Source organism: Aeromonas sp. S13(2024), assembly GCF_041402405.1.
Lineage (GTDB): Bacteria > Pseudomonadota > Gammaproteobacteria > Enterobacterales > Aeromonadaceae > Aeromonas > Aeromonas veronii.
Map to the genome: position 1 here is coordinate 118,163 of NZ_JBGLRA010000004.1, position 16,035 is coordinate 134,197.

Here is a 16,035-nt window from a genome sequence, read left to right on the forward strand (position 1 = left end):
TTTACGGCTATTAAGCACACGTAAAGGTAAATATGGACTGAATGAAAACAGACCGGCTACTGACCGGTCTATTTTACATAGAATAATTGGCATTATCTTTATGCCTTTGACTTAAATAGCGAACAGAGTCTCTATCGAAAAATCTCAACACATAAAATCACATTAAATTATCTGTTATTCCAAAAATCATCCTTTGATATACCAAACGGTAACAAAATGTATTTATGACGTCTTGATGCCCGCTCAAACTCATCAAGTTCTCTTTTATATATACTATCCTTATGCTCCTCAGTATAATCGGATGGAAAATTCCAATGAAAGTCGATCGCTGTATAACTATCTACTCGTTGTTCAACTGGTAAAAACATAGCATTTTTAATTTTTTGATACTGTGATTTTGGTAAGTCTACATAACAGACCGACCCAGTAGTTAGGTATATAGCTAAACGAGCCTTAGTCATCCTCATCATCTTATCAGCTCTAGATATTGGACAAAACTCACAATATGCTTTTAATAAGGATGACGCAGATAAATTAATTTGTTGGTACATACCAGGTTGCACTTCAATATCAAGCCGCTCATATTGTTTTTTGCTAGATCCTTTTATTATTGAATTTTCACTGAACCTAGTTTTTTTAGTTTTTCTATGTTTCATTGACCATGCAGGAATTAATCGTATATGAGATATATGTGCCGACATTGCTCTTTCATTGTATATATCAATAGTAAAATCACCTTCATCATTGAACTTAATATCACTAACAAGAGCTTTTACCCGCGGCTTGTTTATATCCATCGCATACAAAACAGCAGATACCGTACCGATTCCTGACACCCAGGAACCAAGCATACTTAATATATCGATCATTGATGATTTCACGCCAAGAAAACTCTCTAATAACCACCCCGATTATTGTCACACAAGTCAATTATTGTTGTAAATAAACCAGCTGTTTATTTACAACAATAATTATAAAATAAAAAAGCGCCTCCCTAGGGAGGCGCTTTTCAGTTCTATACAAAGCAATTAGCTATTACAGGGACTCTGCGGTCGCAACCACGTTTTCCACGGTAAAGCCGAATTCCTTGAACAGCAGCTCGGCCGGTGCGGACTCACCGAAGGTGGTCATACCGATGATCTTGCCGCCGAAACCGACGTACTTGTACCAGTAGTCGGCGATGCCGGCTTCGATGGCCACACGCTTGGTGACGGAAGACGGCAGGACGGACTCCTTGTACTCGGCAGACTGGGCGTCGAACACGTCGGTAGACGGCAGAGAGACCACGCGCACGGCACGGCCCTTGGCAGTCAGCTGCTCATAGGCGGCAACGGCCAGTTCCACTTCGGAACCGGTGGCGATCAGGATCAGCTCCGGAGTACCGGCGCAATCCTTCAGCACGTAGCCACCCTTGGCGGTATCGGCCAGCTGCTGGGCGGTACGGTCCATCTGGGCCAGGTTCTGACGAGAGAAGATCAGAGAGGTCGGGCCATCGGTACGCTCGATGGCGTGTTTCCAGGCGATGGCAGATTCAACCTGGTCACACGGACGCCAGGTGCTCATGTTCGGGGTCAGACGCAGGGAGGCGATCTGCTCAACCGGCTGGTGAGTCGGGCCATCTTCACCCAGACCGATGGAGTCGTGGGTGTAAACGAAGATGGCGCGCTGCTTCATCAGGGCGGCCATGCGCAGGGCGTTGCGGGCATACTCCATAAACATCAGGAAGGTAGCGCCGTAGGGGATGAAACCACCGTGCAGGGCGATACCGTTCATGATGGCGGACATGCCGAACTCGCGTACACCGTAGTGGATGTAGTTGCCGGAGGCATCGTCGTTGGTCAGGGACTTGGAGCCGGACCACATGGTCAGGTTGGACGGCGCCAGGTCAGCGGAGCCGCCCATGAACTCCGGCAGCAGCTTGCCGAACGCTTCCAGAGAGTTCTGGGACGCTTTACGGGTAGCAATCTTGGCCGGGTTGGCTTGCAGGGTTTCGATGATCTTGGCGGATTCGGCAGCCCAGTTGGCCGGCAGTTCGCCAGCGGTACGGCGCTTGAATTCGGCAGCCAGAGTCGGGTGAGCGGCTTCATAGGCAGCGAACTTGGCAGCCCAGTCGGCTTCCAGTGCAGCGCCCTTCTCCTGAGCGTTCCACTCGGCAGCGATGTCGGCCGGGATAACGAACGGCGCGTGGTCCCACTTCAGGAAGGCACGAGCAGCGGCGATCTCGTCGTTGCCCAGCGGTGAGCCGTGGCAGTCGTGAGAACCGGATTTGTTCGGGGAACCGTAACCGATGATGGTGCGGCAGCAGATCAGAGTCGGCTTGCCGGTCTCGGCCTTGGCGGCTTCGATGGCGGCATTGATGGCTTCCGGGCTGTGACCGTCAACAGCCGGGATTACGTGCCAGCCGTAAGCTTCGAAACGCTTGACGGTGTCGTCGGTGAACCAGCCTTCTACGTGACCGTCGATGGAGATACCGTTGTCATCCCAGAACGCGATCAGCTTGCCCAGTTGCAGGGTACCTGCCAGGGAGCAAGCCTCGTGGGAGATACCTTCCATCAGGCAGCCGTCGCCCATAAAGGCGTAGGTGTAGTGGTCAACGATATCGTGGCCCGGCTGGTTGAACTGCTCAGCCATGGCTTTTTCGGCGATCGCCATACCAACGGCGTTGGTGATGCCCTGACCCAGCGGGCCAGTGGTGGTTTCAACGCCCGGTGCATAGCCGTACTCCGGGTGACCCGGGGTGCGAGAGTGCAGTTGGCGGAAGTTTTTCAGATCGTCGATGGAGAGGTCATAACCGGAGAGGTGCAGCAGGGAGTACAGCAGCATGGAACCGTGGCCGTTGGAGAGAATGAAACGGTCGCGGTCGGCCCACTTGGGGTTGTTCGGGTTATGTCTGAGGTGGCTACGCCACAGCACTTCGGCGATATCCGCCATTCCCATGGGGGCGCCCGGGTGACCGGAGTTGGCTTTTTGAACGGCATCCATACTCAATGCACGAATGGCATTGGCAAGCTCTTTACGAGAAGGCATCTGAATCTCCTGCGATTGCTTCATTTGATGGCCAAGATTAAGGCGCGTTATTGTCCCAGCAGGGCGCGCGGCGTGCAAATATTATCTGGATGAATAAAGTGGCTTTGGGAGGACAATCGCTTTTCTTGCCCTCTATTGACCAAAGCAACCAGAGAAAAACGTTTGATTTCCATCCCTTTCGGGATAGGAGAGCACCGCTTGTGACCCATTGGACACTGCGCGACAAAATAGTGCTGGCAATCGGGGGGGTCGCTAATTAAAATAGACGTCCAGATGTAGATACCTCTACACCATCCCATTCATCCGGTTATTGCCGTGGCGATAACCCAGACAAGCTGAGACTCTTATCATGGCAAAGCTGTTTACTTCCGAGTCGGTCTCCGAAGGCCATCCCGACAAGATTGCGGACCAGATCTCCGATGCGGTACTGGACGCCATCCTCAAGCAAGATACCAAGGCACGTGTCGCCTGTGAGACCCTGGTCAAGACCGGTATGGTCATGGTGGCCGGCGAAGTAACCACCTCTGCCTGGGTTGATATCGAAGAGATCGTGCGTGATACCGTACGTGAAATCGGCTACACCCACTCCGACATGGGCTTCGACGCTGACTCCTGCGCCGTGCTGAACGCCATCGGCAAGCAGTCCCCGGACATCAACCAGGGCGTTGACCGCAGCGATCCTCTGGAGCAGGGCGCTGGCGACCAGGGCCTGATGTTCGGCTACGCCACCAACGAAACCGACGTGCTGATGCCGGCCCCCATCACCTACTCTCACCTGCTGGTGAAGCGTCAGGCTGAAGTGCGCAAGAACGGCACCCTGCCGTGGCTGCGTCCGGATGCCAAGAGCCAGCTGACCTTTGCCTACGACGACGCAGGCAAGATCATCGGTGTGGATGCCGTTGTGCTGTCTACCCAGCACGCCGAATCCATCAGCCACAAGGATCTGGTTGAAGCGGTACGCGAAGAGATCATCAAGCCGGTGCTGCCGGCCGAGTGGGTCAACAAGGACACCAAATACTTCATCAACCCGACCGGCCGTTTCGTTATCGGCGGCCCGATGGGTGACTGCGGTCTGACCGGTCGCAAGATCATCGTCGACACCTACGGCGGCATGGCCCGTCACGGTGGTGGCGCCTTCTCCGGTAAGGATCCGTCCAAGGTTGACCGCTCCGCTGCTTACGCCGCCCGCTACGTTGCCAAAAACATCGTGGCCGCCGGTCTGGCCGATCGCTGTGAAATCCAGATCTCCTACGCCATCGGCGTGGCCGAGCCGACCTCCATCAGCGTCGAGACCTTCGGTACTGCCAAGGTCGCCGAAGAGCTGCTGGTCAAACTGGTGCGCGAGCACTTCGAACTGCGCCCGTATGGCCTGATCGAAATGCTGGATCTGAAGCGTCCGATCTACCAGGCTACCGCTGCCTACGGTCACTTCGGTCGCGACGAGTTCCCGTGGGAGCAGACCGACAAGGCCGAACTGCTGCGTTCCGCCGCTGGCCTGTAAGGCTCGCTGTTGTGATAAAAGGGGAGCCTGGCTCCCCTTTTGCTTATCCGCCATTTGACGAGATGTTGATGTCTGCTACCCCTGCCCAGCTTGTCGCCCTGCTGCAACAACGCGTAGAAGCCTGCTTTGTGCAGGCCGAGGCGCGCCTTGGCCGCACCTTCCCACGCCCGCGGATCTACTGCAATATGCGGGGCCGGGCGGCGGGATCGGCGCGGCTGCAAACCTGGGAGCTGCGCTTCAATCCCGCCCTCTATCAGGCCAACCAGCAGGCGTTTCTGGATGAGGTGGTGCCCCACGAGGTGGCCCATCTGCTGGTACACGCCCTGTGGGGTGAAGGTCGCGGCAAAAGCCGGGTCTTGCCCCACGGCCGCCAGTGGCAGTCGGTGATGCGGGAGGTGTTCGGCCTTGAGCCCAGAACTACCCACAGCTTCGATCTGGCGGTACTGGCCCAGCGCACCGTGCCCTATCGCTGTCACTGCCAGCAGCATCAGCTCTCTATTCGCCGCCACAACAAGGTGGTGCGTGGCGAGGCCCGCTATCACTGTCGTCGCTGCAAACAGCCGCTGGAGCGGGAACGGCCGGAGCCAGAGCTGTAAGCCAACTTGTGTCGCGCCCCTGTGGTAGGGTGCCCGCCATCGTTCGTCAATCACCCCGTTTGCAAGGAATCTCATGCGTTTCATCTCCTCCCTCGCCCTGACCCTGCTGGCCGGTTTGCCGCTGCTCAGCGCCCCCCTGCACGCCCAGACCTTTCGCGAAGCCAAGCAAGATCTGGTGAAGCTCTACCGCAGCCAGCCTGCGGTCACCACCTTCTACTGCGGCTGTGACATCGACTATCAGGGCAAGAAGATGAGCCCGGATCTCGCCAGTTGCGGCTATGAGCCGCGCAAGCAGGCCAAGCGCGCCGCCCGCATCGAGTGGGAACACGTGGTCCCGGCCTGGGAGTTCGGCCACCAGCTGCAATGCTGGCAGGATGGCGGTCGCAAAAACTGCGAGAAGGTGAGCCCCGAGTTCAACAAGATGGAGGGGGACATGCACAACCTCTTCCCCGCCATTGGCGAGGTGAACGGCGATCGGGCCAATTACCGCTTCTCCGACTGGAACGGCAAGCCGGATCAGTACGGCCAGTGCCAGATGCTGGTGGATTTCAAGGATCGTCGGGTGCAGCCGCCCAAGGGGCCGGTGCGGGGCCAGATTGCCCGCGCCTACCTCTACATGAGCCAGCAGTATGGGCTGCGTCTGGCAGCGCAACAGCGTAAACTGTTTGAAGCTTGGGATCGCCAGTACCCGGCAGAGGGCTGGGAGTGCGAGCGCAATCGCCGCATCGGCAAGCTGCAGGGCAATACCAATCCCTTTATTGAAAAGCAGTGCCAATAACCCCATTTGACCAGGGAGGGGATCGCCCCTCCTATCATGAAACCCTTACCCACTGCCGCGTGAGCCTTGCTCGGCGCAGGATATAAAGGGTTTCCAAGCAAGAGACTGACAAGCAGCCATGCGCATTCCACGTATCTATGAACCGGCCACCCTGCAAGTTGGCCAGACCATCGCCCTGTCGGAAGACGGCGCCAACCATATCGGCCGGGTACTGCGCATGCAGCCGGGCCAGCAGCTCGAGCTGTTCAACGGCGATGGCAATCAATATCCCGCCACCATCGCCAGCGTCGGCAAAAAGTCGGTGGAAGTGACCATCGACCGCTGCGACGTCCAATCGGTGGAGTCACCGCTGGCCATTCACCTCGGTCAAGTGATCAGCCGTGGCGACAAGATGGACTTCACCATCCAGAAATCGGTGGAGCTGGGCGTCACCTGCATCACCCCGCTCTTCTCCGAGCGCTGCGGCGTCAAGCTGCCGGCCGATCGGCTGGAGAAGAAGCGCGAGCAGTGGCAGAAGGTGGTGATCAGCGCCTGCGAACAGTGCGGCCGCAACGTGGTGCCAGAGGTGCGCATGCCGATGGAGCTGGACGCCTGGCTGGCGGAAGAAACCAAGGAGCTCAAGCTCAACCTGCACCCGCGCGCCGAGTACAGCATCAACACCCTGCCCGTTCCCGAGCACGGCGTGCGCCTGCTGATTGGCCCGGAAGGGGGCTTGTCGAGCGACGAGATCGCCCGTACCGTGCAGGAAGATTTCAAAGAGATGCTGCTGGGGCCGCGGGTGCTGCGTACCGAAACCGCCGCCCTGACTGCGATTACTGCGCTGCAGTGCCGCTTTGGCGATCTCGCTTGATACTATCGGCCGCATCAATCAGCCCCATGGCTGCATCGACGCAGCCGCAAGCGGACGATTACGCTGCGCTAATCGACCCTACAATCCTATCGAGCCATTAAAAAGGAACAGCGGATGACCATTAAACTCGGCATCGTGATGGACCCCATCTCGGCCATCAACATCAAGAAAGATTCCAGCTTTGCCATGCTCGAAGAGGCGCAAAAGCGCGGCTATGAGCTCTTCTATCTGGAGATGAAGGATCTCTACATGGAAGCCGGTCGCGCCTTTGGCACCATGCGCCCGCTCACCGTCAAATATGACTACGCCAACTGGTACACCCTGGGCGAGGTGGTGGATCAGTCCCTCTCCAACCTCGATGTGATCCTGATGCGCAAGGATCCGCCGTTCGACACCGAATTTATCTACGCCACCTACATGCTGGAGCGGGCCGAGGATGAGGGTTGCCTTATCGTCAACAAGCCACAGAGCCTGCGCGACGCCAACGAGAAGCTCTACACCGCCTGGTTTGCCGAGCACACCCCGACCACGCTGGTGACCCGCCGCGCCGACAAGCTGCGCGCCTTCCACGCGAAGCACAAAGACGTGATCTTGAAGCCCTTGGACGGCATGGGCGGCGCCTCCATCTTCCGCATGAAAGAAGATGACGCCAACGTCGGCGTGATTATCGAGACCCTGACTGCCCACGGCAGCCAGTACTGCATGGCGCAGACCTATCTGCCCGCCATCAAGGATGGCGACAAGCGGGTGCTGGTGGTGGACGGTGAACCGGTACCCTACTGTCTGGCCCGTATTCCGGCGCAAGGCGAAACCCGTGGCAATCTGGCGGCCGGTGGCCGTGGTGAGGCCCGCCCCCTGAGCGAAGCTGACTGGGCTATTGCCCGCGCTGTGGGCCCGACGTTAAAAGAGAAGGGGCTTATCTTCGTTGGCCTCGATATCATCGGCGACCGCCTGACCGAGATTAACGTCACCAGCCCGACCTGCATTCGCGAGATTGAAGCGGCCTTCGATGTACACATCACCGGCATGCTGATGGATGCCATCGAGCGTCGGCTGGGCAAATAATCGCCTGGCAGGCTAACCGGCCTGTTCAGGGGTAACCCGCCCCCGACAAGCCCTGAAAAAGAGAGGGTGGCCCGGCGCCACCCTCTCTGTTTCAAGGCGATCCGGAAAGGGGCGGGATCTCGCCCAGCCCAAAAAGCGGTTTTTCCCATTGGGATCAACTGCCATAATTGACCTCAAATACCTTTGCACTATTTGGCCTCTATGCAAACACTGCAAAATCACTTCCTGCTTGCCATGCCAAGCCTGACGGATCCCTACTTCGAGCGCTCGCTGGTCTATCTGTGCGAGCACAACGAAGAGGGCGCCATGGGACTGGTCGTCAACATTCCAGTCGAGATGTCGCTGGAAACCATGCTGACCCAGCTCCAGCTCAACCCGCCAAACAACCCGGAGCTCAAGCAGCCGGTGCTGCAAGGGGGGCCGGTTCACGCCGATCGCGGCTTCGTGCTGCACAGCTTCCGCCCCGGTTTCAACTCCACCCTGCAGGTGGGGGATGAGATGATGGTGACCACCTCCAAGGATATTCTGGAAACTCTGGGTACGAGCGAGGCCCCTGCCCATTGGCTGGTGGCCCTTGGCTATGCCGGCTGGAGCGCCGGGCAGCTGGAGCAGGAGCTGGTGGATGGCGCCTGGCTGGTGATCCCCCCCAATCCGGCTCTGGTGTTCAAGACCCCCATTCACAAACGTTGGCAGCAAGCTGCCGCCAGCATAGGGGTGAACCCGGTTCACCTCTCCAGCGATATCGGCCACAGCTGATCGGCTGGCCCGCTCCGCTCTCTATTTCGAGGATTTATCAGTTATGTCATCACGCAGCATCATGGGCTTTGACTATGGCACCAAGAGCATTGGCGTCGCCATCGGTCAGGAGCTGACTGGCACAGCCCAGCCTCTGCGCGCCCTCAAGGCCAACGACGGCATCCCCAACTGGGACGAGATTGAGAAGCTGCTCAAGGAGTGGCAACCGGACCTGCTGGTGGTCGGCCTGCCGCTGAACATGGATGGCACCGATCAGGAGATCACGGTACGGGCCCGCAAATTCGGCAACCGGCTGCATGGCCGTTTCGGCAAGCCGGTGGAGTTCAAGGATGAGCGACTCACCACCACAGATGCCCGCGCCCGCCTGTTTGAACGGGGCGGCTATCGCGCGCTGGAAAAAGGCAGTGTGGACGGCGTATCGGCGCAGCTGATCGTCGAAGCCTGGATGGAAGAGCAGTACATCTAAATCATCAACAGCAAGGCAAGGGTCGCCGCCCTTGCCTTGTCTCGCACTATCCTCCCCTCATTACGCCTGTGATTGACCCGCGACCAGCCCCTCGGCCTCTGTCGGCGTCGCATTCATCATCCGGTTGAGCCAGGGCACCATCAGCCCCATCACTACCGCAATCAGCAGGGTCGCCATCCCGATCTTGCCAAATACGCCGGTGTAGATCGGCAAGGTTTGCAGCGGATCCGTCATCCCTTGCGGCACGGCGGTAAAGGTCGCCACATAGCCACCCAGCAGGGACGCCATCGCTTGAGTCAGGAACCACATTCCGAGAATGAAGCCCATCAGGCGTTGTGGCACCAGCGCGGCGACCATCGCCAGCCCCAGCGCACTGATCATCAGCTCGCCCAGACTCTGGAACAGGTAGATAAGCACCATAAACCAGAGGGAGGTAAGCCCCTGCTCATCGGCAAACCACCAGCCGGATGCCGCCGCCGTCAGAAAGCCCAGCGAGCAGAAGAACATCCCGAGAGTGAACTTGAGCGGCATGGTGAGATCCCGCCCCTTGCTGCCCATTCGGGTATAGATCATCGCGAGTACCGGGCTACCCACCACCACCCAGAAGGGGTTGAGCGCCTGGAAGCTGATGGGGTTGACGCTGACGCCCAGCATTTCGTGGTGCATGTTGTTGATGGCAAAGAAGTTCAGAGACGTCGGCATCTGGGCATACAGCACATAGAAGAGCACCGCCTCCAGCATCAGCACGAAGGCCACATACATCTTGTTGCGGCCCACGGTATCGAGCCTGAACGCCTCGCGAAAGAAGAAGATCACCACGGCGATGGTCACCGTCATCAGCACCATGTTGGCGATCACCACGTGGTGCATCAGCCAGGCGCAGAAGAAGACCATGGCTACCGAACCCAATATAACCAGCAGCAGCTTGCTGTAATTAAGTGGCAGGTGATCCGGCTCGGAGCCAATATCCTTGACCATATTGCGACAGGCAAAGAAGGTGAGCAGCGCAATAATCAGCCCCACCCCGCACAGGTTATAGGTCACTGTATAGCCGTAGTGATCGGCAATCACCGGCGCGAGCGAGAGGGAAATAAGGGAGCCGATATTGATCGACATATAGAACAGGGTAAACGCCCCATCCAGCCGCGGATCTTTTGGCTGGTAGCATTTTGACAGCAGGCTGGCCGGATTGGCCTTGAACAGGCAGTTACCGACCGCGATGGTGCCCAGCGCATAGAAAATCAGGTCGGGATTGTAGATCGACAGGCCGGTCATAAAATAACCGACCACCAGCACTACGGCCCCCAGCACCATGGTGCGCTTGGTCCCGAGTACATGGTCACCGACATAGCCACCGACCGAGATCAGACCATATACCAACGCCGAGAAGGCACCGAAAGTAATAAAGGATTGCTCTTGGGAAAATCCCAGTTGCTGTACAAAGAAGACCGCCAATATCCCCTGCACGCCGTAATAACCGAAGCGCTCCCAGAGTTCGACGAAAAATATCATAAAGAAGGGTTTGGGCTGTTGTAACAACCCGGTCGGTGCTGTTGCTGGACGCATATCAACCTGCCTTTGCTGAGATTTATTTTTATTAATCTGGTGGTGGCTACCGCACTATTTTTTTGCCCGCCATTGCCATAACGGGGAGTGCCGTCAGCCTGCCAATCTGGCTATTTTCGGGTGCACGCGCCCCGTTCGATGAAAGGTGTTTTTCATCTAGCCGGTTTCAATTACGGGTTATCGGGGGATGGTGAGTGGCATCTCCCGGTACAGTTACCGACTCCGGGTTCTACCTTTGCTGCATCCCTTCACTCAAGCCGGTTTATCAACCTTGATGCTTATTACCCTCTGCTCCGTCACTCATGGTTGGTGGCCAGATAGCCGGGGCATGACACGGCCACAGACGACCTGTGGGGCTGGCTCACTCCGCGCTCTACTGGCTATCACACTGCACAGGCGCTATCTAACCCCGCCATTCCAAGGGGTGTCATGCTATATCACTGCAAATACAGGAACTTAATGGTCGATCACACTTCAAAAGTGACCATTAGTGAAGTTTTCTAATGAAACCACATGAATTTTTTTCGTGAAAAGAGCTTCACTCGAGACGTGCAACCAAGGCTAATCTGTGCATGAAGAGAGTTGAATGACACACAGCTGAACCCGAGCTCGGCACTTAAGTCGTGCCAAAGCCCACTCATCCGGGCGATGCGACAACAAACAGCCGGAGCTGATGGCTCCGGCTCATCGATAGGCACCATCACGGCCACATTAGCGTGGCGATTCGTCGTTGTAGAGTCGCCGGATCTCGTTGCGCAGCCACATCACCTTGGCATCCTGATTCAACCTTGATACTTATTCCCCTCAGCGCACTGGCCCCGACCCCCTGCCAGAAACGGCCGAGGTAGAACTGGGTGATCCCTTCGGCATGACCCGCCACCAGCGAGGCGAGGACAAAAATCAGCGCCCCCCCGAGCACCACCCAGCGCCGCCCGAAGCGATCGGCAATCATCCCGCCCAGCAGCACGGTGGCCGCCATGCCAAACAGATAGATGGAGAAGGCGGTGTGGATCTGCGCCTCGCTCGCCTGCAGGGTATCGGCAATCTGGGGCACAGCGACCAGATAGAGATCGATCCCGACCGGATAGAGGATGATCATCATAAAAGTGCACAACAGGAAAACAGGCATGGATGCTCCATTACAGATTGGCGTGCCGATGCCTGCCAGATCACAGCGACAGGCGAACAGTGGCGGGGCCAAGATGGCCACAAAGGCAACAACGCAGCGCGTCGCAATGGGGGCAACTATATGAGCGCCAACCGCTCTCACCTAGTGAAGAGATGGCGTTCGGTACATTCCAATCAGGAAATATTCTATTAAGTTGCGTGCCTAAGCGGCCATATTGAATCGACCAGAGACAGTAATAAACCGGGTCACCTCCCGCTCATAGCCATCCCTGCGCAGCACTTTTACCGCCCGTCTGTTATCTGCCTTGGCCCTTGCTGGCGTATAAGCTGTAGGTGCGACGCAATACAGGGAATGTGTATGAAGGGAATGAAGAGAGAAGAGCAGATTGCCGGGCTGCTGGCAGCACTGGAGCAAGTCATTCTGGGCAAGCCGCTGCAACTGAAAATCGCGCTGGTGACCCTGCTGGCGCGCGGTCATCTGCTGATCGAGGATCTGCCCGGCATGGGTAAAACCACCCTGGCCCACGCGCTGGCACAGGTACTGGGGCTGGCATGCAGGCGGATGCAGTTCACCGCCGATCTGCTCCCCGCCGACCTGCTGGGGCTGCAGATTTTTGACCCCCAGCAGCAAATATTTCGCTTTCACCCCGGCCCCATCTTCACCCAGGTGCTGCTGGCGGACGAGATCAACCGTGCCAGCCCCAAAGTGCAGAGCGCCCTGCTGGAGGCGATGGCCGAGGGCAAGGTGAGCATCGAGGGCCACACGCACCCACTCCCCGATCCATTTTTCGTCATCGCCACCCAGAATCCGGCGGATCAGGCGGGCACCTATCCGCTGCCGGAGTCCCAGCTCGACCGCTTCGCCGTGCGACTCTCGCTGGGTTTTCCGCCGCGAGAGGCGGAGCGCCAGCTACTGCGGGGCCACCAACCGACTGGCCCATTACCCGCCATGCTGGATGCTGCCGGACTCGCCACCTTGCAAAGCGAAGGGGATGCCATCCATGTTTCGGATGCCACCCTCGACTACCTGCTGGCACTGGTGCACCAGAGCCGCTTTGATGGGGAGCTGCCACAGCCCCTCTCCCCCCGGGCAGCCCAGACCTTGCTGGCGGTGAGCCGGGCCTGGGCGCTGGTGGCGGGGCGGCGCTTTGTCACGGTGGAGGATGTGCAGGCAGTCTTCCCCTATGTGGCCGAGCATCGGCTGCGGGGCAGCTTTGGCGTACAGCACGGCGAAGCCTGTCCCCTTAGCCAGCGATTGCTGGCCCGGGTCGATCCGGACAATCCCTGATGAGCAAATTGCTTGACCGCTTGCAGCAGTGGCGAGCCCGCTGGCAACGACGCTGGCTCGACCGCCGCATTCCCCCGGCCCGCCAGATCACGCTGGGTACCCGCAGCCTCTTTATCCTCCCCACCCGCATGGGGCTGCTCTATCTGCTGGTGCTGCTCGCCATCTATCTGCTAGGCACCAACTACCAGAACAATCTGGTACTGCTGGTAGCCTACTGCCTCGGCAGCCTGTTTATGGCAGCCATGTGGCTCACCCACCGCAATCTGCTGGGGCTGGAGCTACTGGGGGGCCCGCTGATGCTCGGGGAAGCGGGTAGCCAGCTGCCTATCCGTATCTTGGTGCAGAGCCCGCGCCCGGTGCAGGCACTTCACTTTAGCCTCAACGAAGGCACCCTCTGGCTGGCACAGGCCGATGCTGTGCCCAGCACAGTTATCCTGCCAGTATCGGGCTCGCGCCGTGGGCCACTGCACCTTGGTCGATTGCGGGTCGAGAGCCGCTACCCCCTCGGTCTGTTTCGCTGCTGGTCCCTGCTGGACTTGCAGCTGGAGGGCTGGCTTTCCCCCAAAGCGGCGTTCGGGGCGCTAAGAGGGGAACATGCGACCGAAAGCGAAAGACATCAGGGCCAGCCAGCTCCAGCGCCCCTCGGTGACTTTGATACCCTGCGGACACATCAGGCCGGTGAACCACTGAGCCGGGTCGCCTGGAAGCAACTTGCCCAAGGGCGCGGCCTGCTGACCAAGCAGTTTCATGAACCGCAGCAGGATGACACTCACCTCACCTTGCAGCGGGTCGCGGGCGGGGATCTGGAGCAGCGGCTGGCGGTGCTGGCCTGGTGGTGCGCCGATTACGGCAAGCGGGGCATCCCCTTTACCCTGACACTGGCAAACCAGACGCTGGGGCCCGATAGCGGCGCCGCCTTTGTGCAGCGCTGCCTGCTGGCACTTGCCCAGTTCGATGCAATACCACCGAAGAGCACGCAGGATGCTGCTAAATAACCGCCGTCTGTTGCCACTCATCGCCCTGCAACAGCTGCTGCTGGTCGCGGCGCTCTGGCCCCAGTTGCAACTCTGGGTAGTGACAGTGGGCGCCATCACCCTCGGCATCCGGGCCATGATGCTGTGGCGTGGCTGGCCGCCCCTCCCTGCCCGCGGGTTGGCGCTGCTGGCCATCACCACTTTGCTGTTGCTGGGACTACAGTGGCGTGGCTTGGGCACCCTGCCCGCCCTGATCAATCTGCTCTGGCTCGGCTATAGCCTCAAGATGATCGAGGTACGGCGCGAGCGGGATATCGAGCTGGTGCTGCTGCTCGCCTTCTTTCTTATCGCGCTGGCGCTGGTGCAGCGACAGAGCATCGGCTGGACGGCCGGAATGACAGTAGCGCTCTGGCTGGCAGTGACCGCGCTGGTGGCCGCCATCGCCCCCGAACAGAAAAGGCCATGGCGCAGTGCGGGGGGTATCCTGCTGCTGGCGCTTCCCCTGCTTATCACTTTGTTTTTGCTGCTGCCAAGACTCCCGCCCCTCTGGCAGATGCCCACCACCAGCCGTGCCCTGTCGGGCCTCTCGGAAGAGCTGGCCCCCGGCGATATCAGCGAACTGGTCAACTCCTCCGAACTGGCGTTTCGGGTCACTTTTGCCGATGGCCCGCCCCCTGTCCGCGAGCGCTATTTTCCGGTGATGCGCCAAGAAATTTTCGATGGCCAGCGCTGGTTGCTGAGCCCCGAGGTCAAAGCATGGCAGCAGACAGTGCCGGTGCAGACCGGGCTAACGCTTCTGGCATCCTCTTCGCAGGCCAACACTCAACTGGCAGATAGTCCGTTACCCGCCGGGAGCTACGAGGTGATTGCCGAGCCCCAGCGCCACCGCTGGGCCTTTGCCCTGAGTGAACCGCGCCTGCTGGCGGGTCCGGTGCTGCTTACCCCTCTCGACACCCTCTATCGTCAGGGAAGCGGCGAGGTGGCGATCCGCTATCGCATTGGCCGCGGCGAAGCGCAGCCAGAGGACGACTACCAAGCCGCCCAGCGCAACCTGCAACTGCCTGGCGGGGGCAACCCAAGAGCGCGAGCCTATGGCCAAGAGCTTGCGGCACGCTATCCGGATCGCAGCGCGCTGGTCGCCGCCCTGCTCGCGCAGTTTCGCAGCCAATCCTATTACTACACCCTGACCCCACCACGACTTGGCAGTGACGGGGTGGATGGGTTTCTGTTCGATACCAAGCAGGGCTTTTGCGGCCACTACGCCATGGCGACCGCTTTCGTGCTGCGCGCCGCCGGTATTCCGGCACGGCTGGTCACCGGTTATCTCGGCGGCGAGTGGAATCCCACGGGCAACTATCTGGCGGTACACCAGTTCGATGCTCACGCCTGGGTGGAGTATCTCGATGAAGGGGGCTTATGGCGACGAATCGACCCCACGGCGGCAGTGGCACCGGAGCGCATTGAAGGCGGCGTGAGGGAGGCCCTGAGCGACGAGTTTACCGCCGCCGACCCGCTCGCTTTGCAGCGTTATCGCAACTGGGCCCTGCTCAATCAGCTGCGCTGGTGGGGCAACAATATCGACTACCAATGGAGTCGCAGGGTGATTGGTTACGATGCTGGCCAGCTCTGGCAGCAAATCGGCCTGCGCTGGCCAGCTCTGGCCGGGCACACGCCCTGGTTAATCCTCGCCAGCCTGATGCTGGTCGCCCTGCTGGTGAGCCTGCCCCTGCTGTTGCCCGCCCGTCAGCCACCAGAGCGGGGTATCTGGCGGCCCTTGCTCAAACGGGGCAAACGCAGTGGCAATTCCCCTGAGCCCGCCGAGAGCATGGGGGCATGGTGCGAGCGACTGGCGCGGCTGCGTCCCGACCTTGCCCACTCCCTGCTAAAGAGTGCGTGGCTCTATCGTCGCTGGCGTTATGCCCCCCTCAACGACCGGCAACAAGGGCGCTGCTGGCGCCAGTTGCAACGGCGTGTCAGACAGCTCGCCCAGCGCTGGGATCAACAGCCAACGAGTGCGCGATAAAAGAAGGGGGAGCCACC

13 protein-coding genes and 1 pseudogene are annotated in these 16,035 nt (G+C 59.0%); 10 read left to right on the top strand and 4 right to left on the bottom strand.

Annotated elements, in window-relative coordinates:
- Positions 1 to 167: 167 nt before the first annotated feature.
- Both ACB042_RS08085 and tkt read right to left on the bottom strand, forming a co-directional pair.
- The gene (locus ACB042_RS08085) at positions 168 to 869 is read right to left on the bottom strand and encodes a hypothetical protein (RefSeq protein ID WP_371178212.1); all 702 of its coding nucleotides are present in this window, start codon (positions 867 to 869) and stop codon (positions 168 to 170) included.
- Positions 870 to 1,035: 166 nt separating this feature from the next.
- Complete coding sequence (gene tkt, locus ACB042_RS08090; protein ID WP_005338517.1) at positions 1,036 to 3,027, bottom strand: transketolase; 1,992 nt, start codon at positions 3,025 to 3,027, stop codon at positions 1,036 to 1,038.
- A gap of 349 nt (positions 3,028 to 3,376) precedes the next feature.
- Here tkt and metK point away from each other — a divergent pair, with 349 nt between their 5' ends.
- From metK to ruvX, 7 genes are all read left to right on the top strand, one after another.
- Positions 3,377 to 4,528: a methionine adenosyltransferase gene (gene metK / locus ACB042_RS08095; RefSeq protein WP_005338519.1), complete on the top strand. Its 1,152-nt coding sequence runs from the start codon at positions 3,377 to 3,379 to the stop codon at positions 4,526 to 4,528.
- Between the two features lie 68 nt (positions 4,529 to 4,596).
- Positions 4,597 to 5,124, top strand: a complete 528-nt coding sequence (locus ACB042_RS08100) for a SprT family zinc-dependent metalloprotease (RefSeq protein ID WP_236295682.1) — start codon at positions 4,597 to 4,599, stop codon at positions 5,122 to 5,124.
- Positions 5,125 to 5,197: 73 nt separating this feature from the next.
- Positions 5,198 to 5,902, top strand: a complete 705-nt coding sequence (locus ACB042_RS08105) for an endonuclease (protein WP_193859543.1) — start codon at positions 5,198 to 5,200, stop codon at positions 5,900 to 5,902.
- Positions 5,903 to 6,020: 118 nt separating this feature from the next.
- Positions 6,021 to 6,752, top strand: coding sequence for a 16S rRNA (uracil(1498)-N(3))-methyltransferase (gene rsmE / locus ACB042_RS08110; protein ID WP_069556423.1), 732 nt, complete (start codon positions 6,021 to 6,023; stop codon positions 6,750 to 6,752).
- Positions 6,753 to 6,866: 114 nt separating this feature from the next.
- Positions 6,867 to 7,817, top strand: coding sequence for a glutathione synthase (gshB, locus tag ACB042_RS08115; protein ID WP_335843452.1), 951 nt, complete (start codon positions 6,867 to 6,869; stop codon positions 7,815 to 7,817).
- A gap of 201 nt (positions 7,818 to 8,018) precedes the next feature.
- Positions 8,019 to 8,573 (top strand): YqgE/AlgH family protein, encoded by a 555-nt coding sequence (locus tag ACB042_RS08120; RefSeq protein WP_005349793.1) that lies wholly within the window; start codon positions 8,019 to 8,021, stop codon positions 8,571 to 8,573.
- A 43-nt stretch (positions 8,574 to 8,616) separates the two neighbouring features.
- A complete protein-coding gene (gene ruvX, locus ACB042_RS08125; RefSeq protein ID WP_103251479.1) occupies positions 8,617 to 9,039 on the top strand; it encodes a Holliday junction resolvase RuvX in 423 nt (140 codons plus the stop codon).
- Between the two features lie 60 nt (positions 9,040 to 9,099).
- On the opposite strand, the gene dtpB is transcribed toward ruvX, so the two are convergent.
- Together dtpB and ACB042_RS08135 are read right to left on the bottom strand one after the other, a co-directional pair.
- Positions 9,100 to 10,605 (bottom strand): dipeptide/tripeptide permease DtpB, encoded by a 1,506-nt coding sequence (gene dtpB, locus ACB042_RS08130; protein WP_371178213.1) that lies wholly within the window; start codon positions 10,603 to 10,605, stop codon positions 9,100 to 9,102.
- An 805-nt stretch (positions 10,606 to 11,410) separates the two neighbouring features.
- Positions 11,411 to 11,734: pseudogene (locus ACB042_RS08135) on the bottom strand (MFS transporter); the annotation flags it as partial.
- A 357-nt stretch (positions 11,735 to 12,091) separates the two neighbouring features.
- Between ACB042_RS08135 and ACB042_RS08140 the strand changes: the two are divergent.
- From ACB042_RS08140 to ACB042_RS08150, 3 genes are read left to right on the top strand one after another with little or no spacing between them, the layout of a single operon-like run.
- The gene (locus ACB042_RS08140; protein ID WP_371178214.1) at positions 12,092 to 13,021 is read left to right on the top strand and encodes an AAA family ATPase; all 930 of its coding nucleotides are present in this window, start codon (positions 12,092 to 12,094) and stop codon (positions 13,019 to 13,021) included.
- Positions 13,021 to 14,016 (top strand): DUF58 domain-containing protein, encoded by a 996-nt coding sequence (locus ACB042_RS08145; protein ID WP_129504554.1) that lies wholly within the window; start codon positions 13,021 to 13,023, stop codon positions 14,014 to 14,016. The genes ACB042_RS08140 and ACB042_RS08145 overlap by 1 nt, the downstream gene beginning before the upstream one ends.
- Positions 14,003 to 16,018: a transglutaminaseTgpA domain-containing protein gene (locus ACB042_RS08150; RefSeq protein WP_371178215.1), complete on the top strand. Its 2,016-nt coding sequence runs from the start codon at positions 14,003 to 14,005 to the stop codon at positions 16,016 to 16,018. The genes ACB042_RS08145 and ACB042_RS08150 overlap by 14 nt, the downstream gene beginning before the upstream one ends.
- Positions 16,019 to 16,035: the final 17 nt, after the last annotated feature.

Bases quoted from the DNA above. Each gene is read 5' to 3' on its own strand.
- ACB042_RS08085 (WP_371178212.1), bottom strand. From the start codon at position 869: ATGATCGATATATTAAGTATGCTTGGTTCCTGGGTGTCAGGAATCGGT.
- tkt (WP_005338517.1), bottom strand. From the start codon at position 3,027: ATGCCTTCTCGTAAAGAGCTTGCCAATGCCATTCGTGCATTGAGTATG.
- metK (WP_005338519.1), top strand. From the start codon at position 3,377: ATGGCAAAGCTGTTTACTTCCGAGTCGGTCTCCGAAGGCCATCCCGAC.
- ACB042_RS08100 (WP_236295682.1), top strand. From the start codon at position 4,597: ATGTCTGCTACCCCTGCCCAGCTTGTCGCCCTGCTGCAACAACGCGTA.
- ACB042_RS08105 (WP_193859543.1), top strand. From the start codon at position 5,198: ATGCGTTTCATCTCCTCCCTCGCCCTGACCCTGCTGGCCGGTTTGCCG.
- rsmE (WP_069556423.1), top strand. From the start codon at position 6,021: ATGCGCATTCCACGTATCTATGAACCGGCCACCCTGCAAGTTGGCCAG.
- gshB (WP_335843452.1), top strand. From the start codon at position 6,867: ATGACCATTAAACTCGGCATCGTGATGGACCCCATCTCGGCCATCAAC.
- ACB042_RS08120 (WP_005349793.1), top strand. From the start codon at position 8,019: ATGCAAACACTGCAAAATCACTTCCTGCTTGCCATGCCAAGCCTGACG.
- ruvX (WP_103251479.1), top strand. From the start codon at position 8,617: ATGTCATCACGCAGCATCATGGGCTTTGACTATGGCACCAAGAGCATT.
- dtpB (WP_371178213.1), bottom strand. From the start codon at position 10,605: ATGCGTCCAGCAACAGCACCGACCGGGTTGTTACAACAGCCCAAACCC.
- ACB042_RS08140 (WP_371178214.1), top strand. From the start codon at position 12,092: ATGAAGGGAATGAAGAGAGAAGAGCAGATTGCCGGGCTGCTGGCAGCA.
- ACB042_RS08145 (WP_129504554.1), top strand. From the start codon at position 13,021: ATGAGCAAATTGCTTGACCGCTTGCAGCAGTGGCGAGCCCGCTGGCAA.
- ACB042_RS08150 (WP_371178215.1), top strand. From the start codon at position 14,003: ATGCTGCTAAATAACCGCCGTCTGTTGCCACTCATCGCCCTGCAACAG.